Annotated in this window: 16 protein-coding genes; 4 read left to right on the forward strand and 12 right to left on the reverse strand. The window is 73.9% G+C overall.

Going from position 1 to position 17,723, the window contains the following annotated elements:
* The first annotated feature begins 90 nt into the window (after positions 1-90).
* Entirely contained in the window at positions 91-2,136 is a 2,046-nt protein-coding gene (locus tag WDW90_RS16395; RefSeq protein WP_336488465.1) for a pseudouridine synthase, read from the forward strand.
* Complete coding sequence (rsmD, locus tag WDW90_RS16400) at positions 2,133-2,693, forward strand: 16S rRNA (guanine(966)-N(2))-methyltransferase RsmD (RefSeq protein WP_336488466.1); 561 nt, start codon at positions 2,133-2,135, stop codon at positions 2,691-2,693. Before WDW90_RS16395 ends, rsmD begins: the two co-directional genes overlap by 4 nt.
* A gap of 83 nt (positions 2,694-2,776) precedes the next feature.
* On the opposite strand, the gene WDW90_RS16405 is transcribed toward rsmD, so the two are convergent.
* The 3 genes from WDW90_RS16405 to WDW90_RS16415 form a co-directional block, all read right to left on the reverse strand.
* The gene (locus WDW90_RS16405) at positions 2,777-3,109 is read right to left on the reverse strand and encodes a cupin domain-containing protein (RefSeq protein ID WP_336488467.1); all 333 of its coding nucleotides are present in this window, start codon (positions 3,107-3,109) and stop codon (positions 2,777-2,779) included.
* 4 nt (positions 3,110-3,113) lie between these two features.
* Positions 3,114-5,072, reverse strand: a complete 1,959-nt coding sequence (mutL, locus tag WDW90_RS16410; protein WP_336488468.1) for a DNA mismatch repair endonuclease MutL — start codon at positions 5,070-5,072, stop codon at positions 3,114-3,116.
* A gap of 99 nt (positions 5,073-5,171) precedes the next feature.
* Positions 5,172-6,227: a KpsF/GutQ family sugar-phosphate isomerase gene (locus WDW90_RS16415; RefSeq protein WP_336488469.1), complete on the reverse strand. Its 1,056-nt coding sequence runs from the start codon at positions 6,225-6,227 to the stop codon at positions 5,172-5,174.
* A gap of 241 nt (positions 6,228-6,468) precedes the next feature.
* Between WDW90_RS16415 and WDW90_RS16420 the strand changes: the two genes are divergently transcribed.
* A complete protein-coding gene (locus WDW90_RS16420) occupies positions 6,469-8,253 on the forward strand; it encodes an outer membrane beta-barrel protein (RefSeq protein WP_336488470.1) in 1,785 nt (594 codons plus the stop codon).
* Positions 8,254-8,316: 63 nt separating this feature from the next.
* On the opposite strand, the gene WDW90_RS16425 is transcribed toward WDW90_RS16420, so the two are convergent.
* The 9 genes from WDW90_RS16425 to WDW90_RS16465 all read right to left on the reverse strand — a co-directional run bounded on the left by WDW90_RS16425 (position 8,317) and on the right by WDW90_RS16465 (position 16,393).
* The gene (locus WDW90_RS16425; RefSeq protein ID WP_336488471.1) at positions 8,317-8,910 is read right to left on the reverse strand and encodes an AprI/Inh family metalloprotease inhibitor; all 594 of its coding nucleotides are present in this window, start codon (positions 8,908-8,910) and stop codon (positions 8,317-8,319) included.
* Between the two features lie 250 nt (positions 8,911-9,160).
* Positions 9,161-10,606 (reverse strand): amidase, encoded by a 1,446-nt coding sequence (locus WDW90_RS16430; protein ID WP_336488472.1) that lies wholly within the window; start codon positions 10,604-10,606, stop codon positions 9,161-9,163.
* 99 nt (positions 10,607-10,705) lie between these two features.
* Positions 10,706-11,509: a succinate dehydrogenase iron-sulfur subunit gene (locus WDW90_RS16435; protein WP_336488473.1), complete on the reverse strand. Its 804-nt coding sequence runs from the start codon at positions 11,507-11,509 to the stop codon at positions 10,706-10,708.
* Positions 11,510-11,556: 47 nt separating this feature from the next.
* The gene (locus WDW90_RS16440; protein WP_336488474.1) at positions 11,557-12,021 is read right to left on the reverse strand and encodes a type II toxin-antitoxin system VapC family toxin; all 465 of its coding nucleotides are present in this window, start codon (positions 12,019-12,021) and stop codon (positions 11,557-11,559) included.
* Positions 12,018-12,221, reverse strand: a complete 204-nt coding sequence (locus WDW90_RS16445; protein WP_336488475.1) for a hypothetical protein — start codon at positions 12,219-12,221, stop codon at positions 12,018-12,020. Before WDW90_RS16445 ends, WDW90_RS16440 begins: the two co-directional genes overlap by 4 nt.
* A 30-nt stretch (positions 12,222-12,251) precedes the next feature.
* Positions 12,252-14,060 (reverse strand): succinate dehydrogenase flavoprotein subunit, encoded by a 1,809-nt coding sequence (gene sdhA, locus WDW90_RS16450; protein WP_336488476.1) that lies wholly within the window; start codon positions 14,058-14,060, stop codon positions 12,252-12,254.
* A 26-nt stretch (positions 14,061-14,086) separates the two neighbouring features.
* Positions 14,087-14,500 (reverse strand): succinate dehydrogenase, hydrophobic membrane anchor protein, encoded by a 414-nt coding sequence (gene sdhD / locus WDW90_RS16455; protein ID WP_336488477.1) that lies wholly within the window; start codon positions 14,498-14,500, stop codon positions 14,087-14,089.
* Positions 14,501-14,512: 12 nt separating this feature from the next.
* Positions 14,513-14,914, reverse strand: a complete 402-nt coding sequence (sdhC, locus tag WDW90_RS16460; protein ID WP_336488478.1) for a succinate dehydrogenase, cytochrome b556 subunit — start codon at positions 14,912-14,914, stop codon at positions 14,513-14,515.
* Positions 14,915-15,061: 147 nt separating this feature from the next.
* Positions 15,062-16,393 (reverse strand): SLC13 family permease, encoded by a 1,332-nt coding sequence (locus tag WDW90_RS16465; RefSeq protein ID WP_336488479.1) that lies wholly within the window; start codon positions 16,391-16,393, stop codon positions 15,062-15,064.
* Positions 16,394-16,688: 295 nt separating this feature from the next.
* Between WDW90_RS16465 and WDW90_RS16470 the strand changes: the two genes are divergently transcribed.
* Positions 16,689-17,573 (forward strand): LysR substrate-binding domain-containing protein, encoded by an 885-nt coding sequence (locus WDW90_RS16470; protein WP_336488480.1) that lies wholly within the window; start codon positions 16,689-16,691, stop codon positions 17,571-17,573.
* Positions 17,574-17,723 lie beyond the last annotated feature (150 nt).

Raw genomic sequence — 17,723 nt, forward strand, 5'->3', positions numbered from 1 at the left:
TCCGGACCGCCGGGACGGCCCCGGACAAGGCCCCGAACAAGGCCTCGAAGACGTCTCGCGCCCGCGGACCCGCTCTGTTATGGGGCTCGCATGAGCGACATCCCGAACGAGAACGCCCGCGAGCCGGACGCGGCGCGCGAGCCCGATCCCGCGGCGGAGGCGGCCGCCGGCCCGACCTGGAGCCCGGCCACCGACGCGAATTCCGAGCCCGCGCCCGGCGACGAGGGACTGGAGCGGCGACCGCGCTCCGAGCGGCCGCAGGCGGGCAGGCGCGGCGGCGAGGCGCCCCCGCGGCGGCGGGGGGCCGCCGCCCACCAGGATGCCGGCGCGGCGCAGGAATCCCGGGCACAGCCGTCCAAGGCCAGTAAATCCAAGACACAGACATCCGAGACCGGCGAGATCGAGGCCGCACCCGAGGGCGAGCGCATCGCCAAGGCGATCGCGCGCGCCGGCATCGCCTCCCGCCGGGACGCCGAGGCGATGATCGCGGAGGGACGCGTCACCCTCAACGGGCAGGTGCTCGACTCGCCCGCCATCAACGTGACGGAGGCCGACCGCATCACGATCGACGGCGAGCCCCTGCCGGCCCGCGAGCGCACCCGCCTGTGGATCTTCCACAAGCCGCGCGGCCTCGTCACCACGGCCCGCGACCCGGAGGGGCGCCAGACCGTGTTCGAGGCCCTGCCGGAGGACCTGCCGCGGGTGGTGGCGGTGGGCCGCCTCGACATCAACACGGAAGGGCTGCTGCTGCTCACCAACGACGGCGGCCTCGCCAAGGTGATCGCGCATCCCGATACCGGCTGGCTGCGCCGCTACCGCGTGCGCGCCCACGGCGACACCGACCAGGCCGCGCTCGACGCGCTGCGCAAGGGCGTCACCATCGACGGCATGGCGTACGGTCCCATCGAGGCCCATCTCGACCGGGTGCAGGGCGACAACCTCTGGCTGACGCTCGGCCTGCGCGAGGGCAAGAACCGCGAGGTCAAGCGCATCCTCGAGCATCTCGGGCTGGCCGTGAACCGGCTGATCCGCCTCTCCTTCGGGCCGTTCCAGCTCGGCGACCTCGAAGCCGGCCTCGTCGAGGAGGTGCGCACCCGGGTCCTCAAGGACCAGCTCGGAGCGAGCCTCGCCGCGCAGGCGGGGGTCGATTTCGAGAGCCCGGTGCGCGAGCCCATCGAGCCGTTCGGCTCGCCCAAGCAGGCCGCCAAAGAGGCCGCGAACCAGGCCGCGGAAACGTCCAGGGAGGCCGGCCGGGCGCGGCCTGCGCGCGGCCGGTCCGCGGGCGAGGACCGCGCCCCGGCCTTCGGCCGTCCGGCCCGTCCGCCGACCCCTGCCCGGGTTCCGACCGGCGGCATGGGGGCCGGGCCGCGCCGCTCGGTCTGGCGGGCCGACGAGGCCGGGGAGACCGGCTTCACGCGCCCGGCCAAGGTTCCACGCCGCGGCGCCGACCCGCGAAGCGAGCGGGCCGGCGCCGCCGAGCGCGGGCGCGAGCGCGTCGGCGCGATCAGGACCGGCGAGCGCCGCGTCGTGGTGGAGCGCCTCATGGCGAGCCCGCCCGAGCCGCTGCCCGAGCCGCACCGCCGCACCCGCTTCCGCAAGCTCGACGAGGCCGCCCCCGCGCGGGCCCCGCGCCCGCCGCGCCGTCACGAAGAGGCCGGCGGGAGCGCGGAGCGTCCGCGCCGCGAAGCCAGCTTCCGGCCGCGCCCCGGCGAGGGCGGCGAGCGGCCGCCCTCCCGCCGCGACCGCGGCGGCGAGGAGCGGGGCTACGGGGGCGGGGCCGGCAGGCCGGGCACCGGGTTCGGCGACAAGCCCCGCTCGGGGTTCGGGGGCGAGCGCTCGGGCGGCTTCAAGGGTGCGTCGCGGTCCGGCGGTGCGGCCGAGCGCGGTGGGCCGCGCGGCGGCTCGGGCGGTCCCAAAGGCGATTTCAAGGGCGATTTCAAGAGCGGCGCCAGGGGTGACTTCAAGCGCGATTTCAAGGGCGGCGGCGCCCGGGACGGCAAGCCCGGCGGGTTCAAGGCGGGCGGGTTCAAGCCCGGCAGCGGCAAGCCCGGAGGTGGCAGGCCCGGTGGCAGGCCCGGCAGCGGCAAGCCCGGGGGCAGCAGGCCCGGCGGGCGCCCGCCCCGCGGCGCCCGGTGAGGATCGTCGGCGGTGACCTGCGGGGCCGCCGCCTCGCAGCGCCCCGCTCGGACGCGATCCGGCCGACCTCGGACCGGCTGCGCGAGGCGCTGTTCAACGTGCTCGCCCACGCCTACGACGACGCGGTGGCTGGCGCGCGCGTCCTCGACCTCTTCGCCGGCACGGGGGCGCTCAGCTTCGAGGCGCTCTCGCGGGGCGCGGCCTACGCGCTCCTCGTCGACGAGGGCGCGGAGGCCCGCGCGCTGATCCGCCAGAACATCGAGGCCCTGGGCCTCGAGGGTGCCACCCGCCTGTTCCGCCGAGACGCCACCCGGCTCGGCCCGGCGGGGCCGGCCGGGCGCTTCTCGCTCGTCTTCTGCGACCCCCCCTACAACCGCGGCCTCGCCCCGGCGGCGCTCGCGGCCGCGGCCGCGGGCGACTGGCTCGCCCCCGGCGCGCTCGTGCTCGTCGAGGAGGCGGGCAGCGCCGCGCTCGCCCTGCCGCCGGGCTTCGCCGAGCTGGAGCGCCGCGGCTACGGCGACACGGCCGTCACGCTCGCGCGCTTCGCGGGCGGATAGGGGCCGCCCGGCCCGACCGGCCGCGGCGTGCGGAACTCCATCAGGGCGCTCCCGTCCTGCGGGAGCGGTGACCCGCGCCCGTTTCAGCCATCCCCGAAATGCACCGCGAGCCACACGCTCGGCCCATCCGGACACGTCGCCTCGACGCGGTGGCGGCGATGGGGGGCGATCAGCACGTAGTCGCCGGGGGTGAGGTGGCGCGGCCCGGGCTCGTCGGCGAACAGCAGACTGGCCGAGCCCGAGAGCAGCACCACCCACTCGGCCCGGGGCTGGTCGTAGAAGAAGCCCGGTGGGCTCGCCTGACCCGTCGAGACGATGCGCTCGATGCGCAGGCCCGGCGCGCCGAGGAGTTCGCGGACCTGCTCCTCGGCGGCGCCGGGCACGACATCCGCGAACAGGTTGCCGGATTCCCGCATCCCTCTAGCGGCGCCCGAACAGGCGCTCGATGTCGGCGAGCTTCAGCGCGACGAAGGTGGGGCGGCCGTGGTTGCAGGACCCTGAGAGCGGCGTCGCCTCCATCTCGCGCAGGAGCGCGTTCATCTCCTCGGGCCGCAGGCGCCGCCCCGCCCGGATCGAGCCGTGGCAGCTCATGCGCGACAGGATCGCGTCGAGGCGCCGCCCGAGCGGGCCGCCCTCCCGCGTGTCGCCCTCGCCCCCCTCCTCCTGGCCGCTCTCCGCGAGCGCGTCGAGGATGTCGGCGACGAGGTCGCGGATCGAGGCCTCGCCGAGGATCGCCGGCACCTCGCGCACCAGCACGGCGCCGGGCCCGAAGGCCTCGAGCGTGAGCCCGAGCCGGTCGAGGTCGGGGGCGGCGGCGACGAGCCGCTCGGCGTCGTGGGGCGCCATCTCGACGACGTCGGGGATGAGCAGCCCCTGGCGGGCGATGCCGCCGCGCGCCCGCTCGCGCTTCAGCCGCTCGTAGACGAGGCGCTCGTGGGCGGCGTGCTGGTCGACGAGGACGATCCCGTCGCGGGTCTGGGCCACGATGTAGGTCTCGTGGAGCTGGGCGCGGGCGGCGCCGAGGGGATGGTCGAGGGGCTCCTCCGGCTCGGGCGTGCGCAGGTCCGCGGCCGGCGGCGCGAGGTCCGGCTCGAGCAGCGCCTGCGCGGCCTCGGACAGGCCCGCGGGCTCGGGCGCCGCGTCCGCCGGCGCTCCGGGCCGGCGGTGGGCCGGGCCGTAGCCCCGGGGCGCCGCGAAGGAGGGGGCCGTCGCCGGGAACGGGGCCGGGCGGAACAGGCCCGGGGCGGCGGCGCCGGTGTGCGGGCGGAACGCGCCGGGCGCGTGCCCCGGGGACGCCCCGCCCCCCTGCCCCGCCGGCCGCAGCGCCTCGAGGGCCCGGGCGGCGCCCGTCGTCGCCGCGCGGGCTCCGGCCCGGCGCAGGGCCTCGTGGATCGCGCTGACGACGAGCGCCCGCACGAGGCCGGGCTCGCGGAAGCGCAGCTCGGTCTTGGCCGGGTGAACGTTCACGTCGACGTCGGCCGGGTCGCAGGCGAGGTGGAGGCCGAGCACCGGGTGGCGGTCGGAGGCCATCGTGTCGGCGTAGGCCCCCCGCACGGCCCCGAGCAGCAGCCGGTCGCGCACGGGCCGGCCGTTCACCGTGACGTGGATGTGCGTGGCCGCGCCCCGGTGGAAGGTCGGCAGTCCGATGAAGCCCTCGAGCGAGAAGCCCTCGCGGCCCATCGCGAGCGGCACCGCGTTCGGCCCGAAATCCGCGCCGAGCACGGCGGTCAGCCGGCGCAGGGTCGCGGAGGGCCCCGCCTCCGTCTCGGCCGGGAAGACGATCGGGCTGCCGCTCTCGGTGCGCAGCGTGAAGCGGATCGCCGGGTGGGCGACGGCGAGCCGGCGCAGGATGTCGCCGATCGCCGCCGTCTCGGCCCGGTCGGATTTCAGGAACTTCAGGCGCGCGGGCGTCGCGGCGAAGAGGTCGGCCACCTCGATGCGGGTGCCGCGGGCGGCCGGCGCCGGCCGCACCTCGCCCACCCGTCCGGCATCGACGGTCAGGCTCGCGCCCGCATCCGCACCCTCCGTCCGGGTCGTGATCGTCAGCCGCGCCACCGCGCCGATCGAGGGCAGCGCCTCGCCGCGGAAGCCCAGCGAGGCGATCCGGCCGAGGTCGCCGTCGGGCAGCTTCGAGGTGGCGTGGCGCTCCACCGCCAGCGCGAGGTCCGCCGGGCTCATGCCGTGGCCGTCGTCGACGACCCGGATCAGGCGGCGCCCGCCCGCCTCGATCGCGACCTCGATCGCGCGGGCGCCCGCGTCGATCGCGTTCTCGACGAGCTCCTTCACGGCCGAGGCCGGCCGCTCCACCACCTCGCCCGCCGCGATGCGGTCGACGAGGATCGGATCGAGGCGGCGGACCGGATGGGCGGGGCTCGGCATCACCGCGCGACTATAGGGGCGGGGCGGGCTCCGCGCGAGCCGGGCGGCGCGGCAATCCCCGGACCCGCACGGGGGACGTGCGCAGGCCGGGCCGCCCCCTCAGGCGACGCCCGTGCGCAGCAGGTCGTGGTAGTGCACGAGGCCGACCGGGCGCCCCGCCTCGACCACGATCAGCGCCGTGATCTTCATGGATTCCTGGATCTCCAGCGCCTTGGCGAGCAGCGTCTCGGGGCTCACCGTGCGGGGGTTGCGGCTCATCACGGCCTCGACGCTGACCCGGTCGAGGTCGGTGCGGAAGACGTTGCGGCGCAGGTCGCCGTCCGTGACGATGCCGGCGAGCCGCCCGTCCGCCCCAACCACGATCACCGAGCCGAAGCCCTTGGCGTCGATCTCGGCGATGGCCGCGCGCATCGGCGTGCCGAGCGGCACGAGCGGGAGCTGGTCGCCCGCATGCATCACCTCGCGCACCTGGCGCAGCGAGGCGCCGAGACGCCCGCCCGGGTGGTAGATCGAGAATTCGCGGGCCGAGAAGCCGCGGGCCTCGAGCAGCGCCACCGCGAGCGCGTCGCCGAGCGCGAGCTGCATGGCCGTCGAGGTCGTCGGCGCGAGCCCGTTCGGGCAGGCCTCCTTGGCCTTCGGCAGCGTCAGGCAGATGTCGGCCTCGCGCCCCAGCGTCGAGCCGGCATTGGCGGTGATCGCGACGAGGCCCACCCGATAGCGCTTGGCGTAGCCGATGATGTCGGCGAGCTCCGTGGTCTCGCCGGACCAGGAAAGGGCCACCACGACGTCGTCGGGCTGGACCATGCCGAGGTCGCCGTGGCTCGCCTCGGCCGGGTGCACGTAGAGCGAGGGCGTGCCCGTGGAGGCGAGCGTCGCCGCGAGCTTGCGGCCGATATGGCCGGACTTGCCCATGCCGGTGAGGATGACGCGGCCCCTCGCGCGGCCGATCCGCTCGACCGCCGCCGTGAAGGGGGCGCCGAGCCCGTTGCCCACCGCCGCCATCAGGCAGGCGAGTCCGTCGCGCTCGGTGGCGAGGGTGCGCAGCGCCGAGGCGACCGCCGCCGGGTGGGACGCCACCTGGGGCGCCACTTGGGACGCCACCTGGGGCGTCTTGCCCGAATGTTCCGCGTCCTCAACCCGCTGCGCCAGAGCCATGCCGGGCCCGCTCCCTCGTTGCCCGCGCGGCAGGTTTCCCGCCGGCCGCGCCGTTCCCATCCCGATCGGCCGGATCCTTGGCCGGCGAATGTGGTCGGATGGCGGCTGAACGCCGCGGCCGGCGGGAAAACCTGCCGCGCCGACCGCCTCGCTCCGCCCGTTAAGCCGCCGCTAACCCTGTCCGTTTACCAAAACGGGAGGTTTCGGAGGCGGGGCCTTAACGGGCGGGGGATCAGGGCCGGTGAGGCGGGGGAGGCCGATCGCAGAGGAGCGCCGGCGGGCCGGGGAGCCGCGGGGGCGGCCCGGGCCGCGCGGCCTCGCGCTCGCCGCCCTCATCGCCTGTCTCGGCCTGCCCGCCGCGGCCCTCGCCCAGAGCCCGGTCTTCACGGCCCAGAGCCCGGTCGCGGGCCAGCCCGACAATCCCGGCACCGGCCAGGTGCCGGGTGCGGACGGGCTGCCGGCCCTGCGCACCAGCCGCAGCCCGCGCGCGGACCTCTTCGGCAACGGCCTCGGCGGCGCGCCGACCGCGGGCGACAACCCGGCCGGGCCCGAGACCGGCCCGAGCCTGTCCAACATCGGCACGGCCCGGCGCGCGGCCCGGCTCGGCGACGGCCCGAATAACCGCCCGAACAGCCGCGCGCCCGCCAGCCTGCTGCGCCAGCGTGCGGCGCCGCCCCGCCGCATCGGCTCGGCCACGCAGCGCATCACCCGCGCGGTGACGCAGGTGCCGCCGCCGGCGCTGCGGTTGAGCCCGGTCGTGCAGAGCCCGGTCGTCGGCGTGCCCCTGCCGGCACCCTTCCCCGTCGCGCCGCCGACGCTCGGGCTGCAGACCCCCGGGGCGCTTCTCGGCGCGGCCCTGCGCCGGCCCCTCGCGGTCCCCGAGGACGCCTACGCGCCGCTCGGGATCAAGCTCGGCACCGTCACGTTCTTCCCGGCCTTCACCCAGGGCCTCGGCTACGACAGCAACCCCGACCAGATCACGGATCGGGCGGCGCGGGGCTCGGTGGCCCTGCGCAGCGAGGGCGAACTGAACTTCCGCAGCGACTGGTCGTCGAGCGAACTCGCGGGCGAATTGCGCGGCGGCTATTTCAGCTTTCCCGAGAACGACGCGGCGAGCCGGCCCAACGGCCAGGGCAACGTGCGCCTGCGCCTCGACGCGAACCGCGACCTGCGCGTCGACGTCGAGGGCCGCTTCCTCGTCGATACCCAGCGCACCGGCAGTCCCGACCTGCAGGCCGCGAGCGCGGCCTCGCGGCCGATCATCGCCACCTACGGCACCTCGGTCGGCGCGACGCAGACCTTCAACCGCCTGCAGGTCAGCCTGCGCGGCCTGATCGACCGCTCCGAGTTCGAGGATGCGCGCCTGTCGGACGGCACGGTTCTGTCCCAGGCCGACCGCAACCTCAACCAGTACGGCCTGCGGCTGCGCACCGCCTACGAGATATCGCCCGTCATCACGCCCTTCGTCGACCTGCTCGCCGACACCCGCGTCTACGACCTGCGCCGGGACGCCAGCGGCCTGCGCCGCGACTCGGACGGCGTCGCGGTGACGGCGGGCGCCGCCTTCGCGCTCAACCGCTTCCTCACCGGCGAGATCGCGGCCGGCCTGCAGCACCGGACCTACGTCGACCCGGCGCTGCGCGACATCAACGCGCCGATCGTCAACGCGGCCCTGGTCTGGGCCGCGAGCCCGCTCACGACATTCCGCTTCGGCGCGGTGACGGGCGTCACCGAGACGACGGTGCCGGGCTCGAGCGGCATCCTCACCGAGGCCGCGACGCTCGAGGTCCAGCACGACCTCCTGCGCAACCTGTCGCTCACGCTCGGCGGCGCGCTGCTGCGCAACGACTACCAGAACACCACGATCCGGGAGACGGGCTTCTCGGTGACGAGCCGCCTCGATTACCGCTTCAACCGCTGGCTGACATTCCGCGGCAGCTACATCTACCAGCAGATAGACAGCACCGCCGCCAACGCGAGCTTCAAGGACAACACCTTCCTGGTCGGGCTGCGGGTGAACCCGTGAGGCGACGGTCCGGGGCCGCGCCCCGCGGCGGCCCGGACCGCTCGCGACGCCCTGGCAAGCGCCCTACCCGCGCACGAGCGCCAGCGAGGCGCCCGACTTCGTCAGCGCCCCGTCGAGCTGGCCGCCGCCCTGGCGCAGGCGCGCCGCCACCGTGCCGCCCGCCTGGTAGAGGTAGACCTCGCCGTCGCGGTAATCCCAGGCCGTGACCTTGGCGAGGTCCTTGTTGGCGCAGCCCGCGGCCGAGGCCTTGTAGAGGTCCAGAGCCGGCGCGCTCGACAGCGAGACCTTGCAGCTCGCCCCGGCCGCGTCGCGGGCGGTCCAGCTGCCGACGACCGCGGAGCGCCCGGTCGCCACCACGGGCGGCGGCGGGACGGGGGGCGCCACGGGCTCGGCGATGATGTTGGAGCCGGGCGGGGCCGCCACCGCGACGTCGGCCCCGAGGGGCGGCGCGTCCGGCGCCGCGGTGGCGCCCGGCGGCGGCGCCAGCGGCGAGGCCGTCACGGCGCCCGAGGGCACGGCCGGAACCGCGGGCTCGAGCGCCGCCTGCGGACCGGCCAGGGCGCGGCCGCGCGGCCCGTCGAGGCGCGAGCTGCTGCAGGCGCCGAGCCCGGCGGCGAGCGCCAGGACGGCGAGTGACGACAGGACCTGACGCGGCATCGATTCCCTTCCTCGGATGGCCCGTGAGGCGCGGCCCTGCGCCGAGCCCGACCGTGCCCTCGGCCTCACTGTTCGCCTGGCCTCGCCGCCAAATGCGCTGCCCGCAAGGCAGCGGCCGGGGCGGGGCACGCGGAATGGGCCGCGGGCGCAGCTTTTCCCGGGAGTGTGGCGGCCCTGCCGCATCGGGCGCCCGGCTGCCCCTGCGCGAGGCCCGCCCGGTCCGGCAGTCCACGTCCGGCAGTCCGCCTTCTCACGCGTCGAGCAGCGGCGGCGGCCGGCGCTCCACCCAGCGCGTCGCGGCGTCGTAGGCGGCGCCGAGCTGCAGGCAGGCGAGCTCGGCGTGATTGCGCCCGACGATCTGGATGCCGGTCGGCAGGCCCGCCTCGTTGAAGCCCGCCGGCACGCTCAGCGCCGGCAGCCCGCTCATGGTGATCGGGATCACCACCTCCATCCAGCGGTGATAGGTGTCCATGGGCCGGCCGCCGACCGTCTTCGGCCAGGGCGTCCCGGCCGCGAAGGGGAAGACCTGCGCGGCCGGAAGCAGGAGGACGTCGTAGCGCTCCATGAAGCGCCGCAGGCTCTCGTACCAGGCGCTGCGCCCGGCCTGCGCCGCCGCGACCCGGTCGGCGTCGAGCTTCAGCCCGCGCTCGGCCTCCCAGACGGCCTCGGGCTTCAGGAGGGCGCGCGTCCTCGGGTTCTCGTAGAGGGGCTTGAGGGCGGCGGCCGTGAACCAGGCGCGCAGCACCAGCCAGTCCTGCCAGAGCGCCTCCATGTCGAAGGCCGGGCGATCCGCCTCCACCCGCACCCCCGCCGCCTCGAAGCCCGCGAGCGCGGATTGCCCGAGCTCGAGCACGCCGGGCTCGAACGGGAGGTGCCCGCCGAGATCGCCGAGCCAGGCCGCGCGCAGGCCGGAGCAGTCCCGCTCCAGCGGCTCGGCGAAGACGGACGGGTCCGCCTCGATCCCGTAGGGCACGCGCGGGTCGGGACCGGCGAGCACCGAGAGCAGGAAGCCGATATCGGCCGGCGAGCGGCCGATCGCGCCCTCCACGGCGAGGCTCGGCGTGAACACGTCCGGGCCTGCCTGCGGGATGCGCCCGTAGGCCGGGCGCAGGCCGAAGAGGTTGTTGAAGGCCGGCGGGTTGCGCAGCGACCCCGCATGGTCGCTGCCGTCGGCCACCGGCTGCATGCGCAGCGCCACCGAGACCGCCGCGCCCCCGCTCGAACCGCCCGAGGTGCGGGCGGGATCGTAGGCGTTGCGGGTGGTGCCGTAGACCGGGTTGAAGGTCTGCGAGCCGAGGCCGAATTCGGGCGTGTTGGTCTTGCCGATCAGGATCGCGCCGGCGCGGCGCATCCGCTCGACCAGGATGGCGTCGGATTCCGCGATCCGGTCGCGGAAGATCGGCGAGCCCTGCGTGAAGGGCAGGCCCTTCACGGGCGCGAGGTCCTTCACCGCCTGCGGGAAGCCGTGCAGCGGCCCCCGGACCTCGCCGCGGGCGAGCTCGGCGTCGCGCGCGCCCGCCTCCCGCAGCAGGTCGGCCCGGTCCCGCAGGGCCACGATCGCGTTCACGACCGGGTTCAGCCGCTCGATCCGGTCGAGATAGGCCTCCATCACCGCGACGCAGGAGACGGCGCGCGCCCGGATCGCCCGCGACAACTCGATCGCGCTCAGCGCCACGATGTCATCGTCCGCGGCCATGGTTCACCTCGCTGACAGACCGCCGCCCGCTCCCGGGGAGCCTGGACCGGACGGGCGCCGGGCTGAAGCCGCCGGCGCGCGGGCCCGCCCGGCCGCCCGTCACACCTCGCGGGCGATCATCATCTTCTTGATCTCGGCGATGGCCTTGGCCGGATTGAGGTTCTTCGGGCAGGTATTGGCGCAGTTCATGATGGTGTGGCAGCGGTAGAGCCGGAACGGGTCGTGCAGCCCGTCGAGGCGCTCGCCCGTGTTCTCGTCGCGCGAGTCGATCAGCCAGCGATAGGCCTGCAGCAGGGCCGCGGGCCCGAGGAAGCGGTCGCCGTTCCACCAGTAGCTCGGGCAGCTCGTGGTGCAGCAGGCGCACAGGATGCACTCGTAGAGCCCGTCGAGGCGGGCGCGGTCCTCCGGCGTCTGCTTCCACTCGGACTCGGGCGGCGGCGTCTCCGTCTGCAGCCAGGGCTCGACCGCGGCGTGCTGGGCGAAGAAGTTCGTGAGGTCCGGCACGAGGTCCTTCAGGACCGGCATGTGCGGCAGCGGGTAGATCCGCACGGCGGCCGACTTCCTGCCGCCCGCGTGCTCCTTGCACTCATCGATGCCCATGGTGCAGGCGAGCGCGTTCTGCCCCTCGATGTTCATCGCGCAGGAGCCGCAGATGCCCTCGCGGCAGGAGCGTCGGAAGACGAGCGTCGAGTCGACCTTGTTCTTGATCCACAGGAGCGCGTCGAGGACCATCGGCCCGCAATCGTCGCGATCGACCTGGTAGGTGTCGATCCTGGGATTGGCGCCGTCATCCGGGTTCCAGCGGTAGACGCGGAACTCGGTGAGCCTCTTGGCGCCCGCCGGCGCGGGCCAGGACGTGCCCTCACGGAGCTGGGAATTCTTGGGCAGGGTGAATTGGGCCATCGTGGGATGTTCCGCGTTGAGGGTGCCGTGCGAGGTGCCGTCGGCTTTCACGAAGCCGGGCGTGGTCCTAAGGGTGCGAGGAAGCGCGCCACGTCAGCGAGTCGGACGACGGGCACCGGGCTGGCGAAGTCCTTGAGCTTTCGCAGGAAGTGATCGTCCGCCGTAACGAGCGCCGCGCCATTATGCTCTGCGCAGGCCAGATACAGGCAATCCGGCACGGCATGGTCCAGCCGGAGCGCGAGGCGCAGCGCGCGGTCCATGAGAAGAGGCGTAGGGACGAGAGGGACGGCAAGGGACCTGAGGTGATCGAGCGCATCCTGCGCCTGCTGGTCGGTCGCCTGACCGGCGCGGACCTTCCTCGCCAGCGCGTTCAACATCTCGGCGAGGAAGATGTCCGGGGCGCAGAGATCGATCCGGTCGGCCCGTGCATCGGGCAGCAGAGCGGCTTGCTCGAAGCCCGGCTCCCGGATGTACCATTTGACGGCGACGCAGGCGTCGGCAACGACATTCACCGGTCGCGATCCTCCCGGATCAGCAGCACGCTGTCCGTCTGCGCGACTCCGGCCGGCGTCATCGCGGCGATCTCGCGCGCGCGAGCGGCGAGCCTCGCCGCGTCGCGGCGGCGGTCGGAGAGGTCGCTGGATCGGCTCAGCGCTTGGCGAAGGACGTGCTCGATCTCCTGGTCGAGACCGCGCAGGACGATGTCATCCATGACCGCGTGCTCCTCAGCCGTCACGAGGGGTCAGTACACCCGCGCCTTCGGCTCGATGTACTGGATCTCGTTCGACATCGTGTAGGTGTGGACCGGACGGTAATCGATCGAGACCTGATGGCTCGTCTCGTCGAGCCAGGAGAGGGTGTGCTTCATCCACTCCTTGTCGTCGCGGTCGGGGAAGTCCTCGCGGGCATGCGCCCCGCGCGATTCCTTGCGGTTGGCCGCCGATTCCATGGTGACGACCGCCTGGCCGATCAGGTTGTCGAACTCGAGCGTCTCGAGGAGGTCGGTGTTCCAGACGAGCGAGCGGTCGGTGACGCGGATGTCGGCCGCCGCGTTCCAGACCTTGTGGATCAGGCCCCTGCCCTCCTCCAGCACCTCGCCGGTGCGGAAGACCGCGCAGTTGTTCTGCATGGTCTTCTGCATCTCGAGCCGCAACTCCGCGGTCGGGGTTGAGCCGTCGGCGTAGCGGAAGCGGTCGAGGCGGCCGAGCGCCTTGTCGGCCGAGCCCTTCGGCAGTTCCGCCTGGCGCCCGCTCGGCTCGACGATCTCGGCGCAGCGCTGGCCCGCGGCGCGGCCGAACACCACGAGGTCGATGAGCGAGTTCGAGCCGAGGCGGTTCGCCCCGTGCACCGAGACGCAGGCCGCCTCGCCGATCGCCATCAGGCCCGGCACCACCGTGTCGGGGTTGCCGTCCTTCAGGGTCAGGACCTCGCCGTGATAGTTCGTCGGGATGCCGCCCATGTTGTAGTGCACGGTCGGCAGCACGGGGATCGGCTCCCGCGTCACGTCGACGCCCGCGAAGATCTTGGCCGATTCCGAGATGCCCGGCAGCCGCTCGTGCAGGATCTTCGGGTCGAGGTGGTCGAGGTGTAGGAAGATGTGGTCGCCGTCCCTGCCGACGCCGCGGCCCGCCCGGATCTCCATCGTCATCGAGCGCGAGACCACGTCGCGCGAGGCGAGGTCCTTCGCGCTCGGCGCGTAGCGCTCCATGAAGCGCTCCCCTTCCGAATTCGTGAGGTAGCCGCCCTCGCCGCGCGCCCCTTCCGTGATCAGGCAGCCCGCCCCGTAGATGCCGGTCGGGTGGAACTGCACGAACTCCATGTCCTGCAGCGGCAGGCCGGCGCGCAGCACCATGGCGTTGCCGTCGCCCGTGCAGGTATGGGCGGAGGTCGCAGAGAAGTAGGAGCGGCCGTAGCCGCCGGTGGCGAGCACCGTCATCTGGGCGCGGAAGCGGTGGATCTCGCCCGATGCCTGATCGATCGCGACGACGCCGCGGCAGCGGCCGTCCTCGTCCATGATCAGGTCGAGGGCGAAGTACTCGATGAAGAAGTTGGTCTGGTTCTTCACCGCCTGCCCGTAGAGGGTGTGGAGCATGGCATGCCCCGTGCGGTCGGCCGCCGCGCAGGTGCGCTGGGCGGTGCCCTTGCCGTAATCGGTGGTCATGCCGCCGAAGGGCCGCTGGTAGATCTTCCCTTCCTCGGTCCGCGAGAACGGGACCCCCCAGTGCTCGAGCTCGTAGACGGCGGCGGGCGCGTTCCTCACGAGGTACTCGATCGCGTCCTGGTCGCCGAGCCAGTCCGAGCCCTTCACGGTGTCGTACATGTGCCAGCGCCAGTCGTCCGGGCCCATGTTGCCGAGCGAGGCCGAGATGCCGCCCTGCGCGGCCACCGTGTGCGAGCGGGTCGGGAAGACCTTGGTGATGCAGGCGGTGCGGAGTCCCGCCTGGGAGCAGCCGACCGTGGCGCGAAGCCCGGCGCCGCCGGCCCCGACGATGACCACGTCGAAGGTGTGGTCGTGGATGGTGTAGGCGCTGTGCGTACCGTTGGCGGCCATGGCTCGGCTCCTCACGAGGGTCGGGGTCAGGCGAGGCGGGCGAGCCCCACACGCAGGATCGCGTAGAGGCAGGCGACGGCGACGACGACCGCGTAGAAGTTGTTGGCGAACAGGGCGACGATGCGCAGGCCCTTGCCGTGCACGTAATCCTCGATGATCACCTGCATGCCCAGCCGCATGTGCAGCGTCACCGAGATGACGGCGAGGATCAGGATCAGGGCGACGAGCGGGTGGCTCATCAGCGCCACCGCCTCCGGGTAGGGCCGCCCCGCCATCAGGGCGACGACCACCACGAAGGCGACCATCAGGGGGGCGTTCGCGGCGGCGGTGAGCCGCTGCAGCCACCAATGGTCGGCCCCATGGCCGGAGGCGCCGAGCCCGAGCACCCGGGCGCGGGGCGTGCGGATCGAGACGTTCGTGTTCTGGCGGTTGTCGGCCATGGCGAGCCTCCCTCAGCGCAGGATCAGGGCGAGCGCCCAGATGATCACGGTGAGCGCCACCGAGCCGATCAGGGTGCCGCGGGAGAGCCAGAGGCGGCGCTCGCGGTCGAGGCCGAGGCCGAAATCCCACAGGAAGTGGCGCAGGCCCCCCAGCATGTGGTGCATCAGGATCCAGGTATAGGCGAACAGGATCAGGAGCCCGATCCAGGAGCCGAAGAACCACGCGACCCACCCGTAGGCGGCCGGCCCCGAGGCGAGCGCCACGAGCCAGACAGCCACCAGCGCCGAGCCGCCGTAGAGGGCCGTGCCGGTGATCCGGTGGAACACCGACATCGCCATGGTCCAGGTCCAGCGGTAGATCTGGAGATGGGGCGAGAGCGGCTGTGCGACCGTGGGTCTGGCGGTGGGGGCCATCGGGCAGCGATCCTCGGACGGGTGAGAGGGTGCGGGCGAAGTCTGGAGTCGGTCTAAGCTCGTATCGCTAGTGCGGCGCCGCGCAAGCCGCAATGCGGCATGCAGGGACGGAACCGGAGCCGCAGATTTGATATCCGGCGCGTTTTGTCACCGCAGCTCTCCCAGAAATTGCCACCACAGATAGTCGAGTGGTGCTGCTACGATCAGAGAAGCGAGCCCGAGCGCCATCGTGATCCTGGTGGCGTCCCGCAACGCGACGCGCCCGAGGTCGCTGGCGAAGACGATCGGGGGAGCCTGGTAGGGCAGGAACAGGGTCGAGTAGCCGATCACCTGCACCATCACGACGCTCGACAGGCTGAGCCCGCTCGCCCGGGCCATCTCGCCGGCGAGCGCCGTGTAGAGGGCGGGCGCGCCGTTGGCGGTGACGAGCAGCGCCAGCGCCGAGGCGATCAGGGTCAGCACCGCGAAGTTCTGGGCGTCCGCCCCGGGCCGCAGCGGCGCGACGGCGAGCAGCGCGTGGCCGAGCCGCGCCCCGAGCCCGGTCTCGTTGACGAGGGCCACGAGGCCGAGGAGCGCCGCGATATAGAAGCAGGTGCGCAGATTCACGGCCCCGAACGCCTCCGGGCGCAGCACGCCGATCCGGGGCAGGAGGCAGATCACCGCCGCCGTCAGCCCGACCCAGGCCGGGGCGACGTGGTGCAGGCTGTCGGTGATCCAGAAGCCGAGCGTGGCGACGAGGATCACCGCGAGCCGCCGCTCCTCCGGGGAGATCGGCGGAAGCGGCGCGATCGCGGCCGCCCCCGGGTCGCGCGGCCGCAGCCGGTCGGGGAAGATCCGCACGGTGAGGAGCACCAGGAGCCCTCCCTTGACCAGCGCCAGGACCGGCGCATGCAGCCAGAGATAGGGCAGGTAGGCGAGATGCAGCCCGTGCTGCACTTCCGCGGTGCCCGCCATGACGAGGTTCGGCACGTTGGCGGGCAGGATCGCGGCCGACAGGATCGGGGTCGCGAGCCCGACCGAGAGCACCGCCCCGATCCGCCCCTTGCGGCCGGCCTCGAGCCCGAAGGCGTCGCAGAGCGCCAGGACGACGGGGACGAGCAGCGCGATGCGCCCGAGATTCGACGGCATCACGAAGGCGAGCCCGAAGGCGAGCGCCACGAGGCCGGCGATGAAGGCCGGATAGGAGCCGGACAGGTGCCCGCTGAGCGAGCGCGCGAGCCGCGCGCCGAGGCCCGTGCGGGTCATGGCGTGGCCCACCACCATGCCGCTCAGCACCAGCCAGAAGGCCGAGGAGGCGAAGCCCGAGAACACCGTCGAGGGCGCGCCGAGGCGGAACAGCATCGCGGCGGCGAAGAACAGCATCGCCGTCACCACCTCCGCCACGAGGGCGGTGGCCCAGAGGCCCATGCACAGCACGAGCAGGCCGCCGGTCACCGCGGCGCCGCTTATGGGCATGCCGATCAGCACGTTCGCCTGCATCGCCGGCGTCCGGTCCATTCCTGAGAGTGCCGGCGCCCGTCTCGGTCCCCGAGTCACCTCGGCGGTCCGGCGGCGCCTTGTCCACGGGGGGCACTCTTCCCGGAACCGGTCCGGTTCGCAATTCGGGACTCCTGGACACAGCCTTCGCGATCGGCGAAGGATTTTTCCGGGATTTCGGCGAAGCGCCGATCGTGCCCGCTCGAAGGCACCGTCGCGCCGGGTCCCCAGGCGGGCAGGAGCCCGTCGAGGCTTCGCCTCCGGCGGAAGCCGCACGCTGCCATGGAGGCCGTCGGCCATGATGCGGTTCGACCTCGTGGACCTCAGCCTGTTCCGGCACGTGGTCGAGGCGGGCTCGATCACGCACGGGGCGGCGCGGGCGAATCTCGCGCTCGCGGCCGCCTCGACGCGCATCCGCGGCATGGAGGAATCGCTCGGCGCCGCCCTGCTGATCCGCAACCGCCAGGGCGTCACGCCGACGCCGGCCGGCCGCGCGCTGCTCGCCCACGCGCGCACGCTGCTCGCCGACATCGACCGCATGCAGGGGGAGCTCTCGGCCTATTCGGGCGGCACGGCCGGGCAGATCCGGGTCCTGTCGAACACCCACGCCTTGGCCGAGTTCCTGCCCGAGGCGCTCTCGGCCTACCTCGCCGAGCATCCCGGCATCAGCGTCGACATCGACGAGCGCACCTCGGACGAGATCGTCGGGCTGGTGGCCGAGGGCGCGGCCGATCTCGGCATCGTCTCGGGCACGGTCGACACGGGCAGCCTCGAGACCGTCCCGTTCCGGCAGGACCGCTTCGTCCTCGTCGCGGCCGCGGACCATCCCCTGGCCGGGCGCGAGTCCGTCTCCTTCGCGGAGGTGCTCGTCCACGACCTCGTCGGCCTCGACCGGCTGAGCGCGATCACGCGCTTCCTCGCCGAGCGCGCCGGCCGGATCGGCCGGCCCATGCGGCTGCGGGTGCAGCTGCGCAGCTTCGACGCGGTCTGCCGCCTCGTCGAGTGCCGGGTCGGGCTCGGCATCGTGCCCGAGACCACGGCCCGCCGGGCGGCCCGCGCCATGGGCATCGCGGCGGTGCCCCTCGTCGACACCTGGGCGGCCCGCGACCTCAGGCTCTGCCTGCGCGACCTCGCCGCCCTCCCCGCCTTCGCGCAGGCCTTCGTGGCGCATCTGCGGGGGTGATCACGCCCGGCCAGGACGAGCACGGGCACGACGCCGCGGGCGTCTCTCCTCCCCCGTTCCGGGGCGACGGCTCACGGACCGGGCGGCGCGCAACCCCGCGCCCCGCCCGGCGGAGGGGGCGCCGCAGACCGCGGCCCGTGACCATCCGGA

Source organism: Methylobacterium nigriterrae (genome assembly GCF_037106235.1).
Classification (GTDB): domain Bacteria; phylum Pseudomonadota; class Alphaproteobacteria; order Rhizobiales; family Beijerinckiaceae; genus Methylobacterium; species Methylobacterium nigriterrae.

Coding starts and splice junctions, on each gene's coding strand:
- WDW90_RS16445 (WP_336488475.1), bottom strand. CDS start 12,221: ATGGATGACATCGTCCTGCGCGGTCTCGACCAGGAGATCGAGCACGTC.
- WDW90_RS16470 (WP_336488480.1), top strand. CDS start 16,689: ATGATGCGGTTCGACCTCGTGGACCTCAGCCTGTTCCGGCACGTGGTC.
- WDW90_RS16395 (WP_336488465.1), top strand. CDS start 91: ATGAGCGACATCCCGAACGAGAACGCCCGCGAGCCGGACGCGGCGCGC.
- sdhC (WP_336488478.1), bottom strand. CDS start 14,914: ATGGCCCCCACCGCCAGACCCACGGTCGCACAGCCGCTCTCGCCCCAT.
- WDW90_RS16415 (WP_336488469.1), bottom strand. CDS start 6,227: ATGGCTCTGGCGCAGCGGGTTGAGGACGCGGAACATTCGGGCAAGACG.
- WDW90_RS16405 (WP_336488467.1), bottom strand. CDS start 3,109: ATGCGGGAATCCGGCAACCTGTTCGCGGATGTCGTGCCCGGCGCCGCC.
- WDW90_RS16430 (WP_336488472.1), bottom strand. CDS start 10,606: ATGGCCGCGGACGATGACATCGTGGCGCTGAGCGCGATCGAGTTGTCG.
- sdhA (WP_336488476.1), bottom strand. CDS start 14,060: ATGGCCGCCAACGGTACGCACAGCGCCTACACCATCCACGACCACACC.
- sdhD (WP_336488477.1), bottom strand. CDS start 14,500: ATGGCCGACAACCGCCAGAACACGAACGTCTCGATCCGCACGCCCCGC.
- WDW90_RS16425 (WP_336488471.1), bottom strand. CDS start 8,910: ATGCCGCGTCAGGTCCTGTCGTCACTCGCCGTCCTGGCGCTCGCCGCC.
- WDW90_RS16465 (WP_336488479.1), bottom strand. CDS start 16,393: ATGCAGGCGAACGTGCTGATCGGCATGCCCATAAGCGGCGCCGCGGTG.
- mutL (WP_336488468.1), bottom strand. CDS start 5,072: ATGCCGAGCCCCGCCCATCCGGTCCGCCGCCTCGATCCGATCCTCGTC.
- WDW90_RS16435 (WP_336488473.1), bottom strand. CDS start 11,509: ATGGCCCAATTCACCCTGCCCAAGAATTCCCAGCTCCGTGAGGGCACG.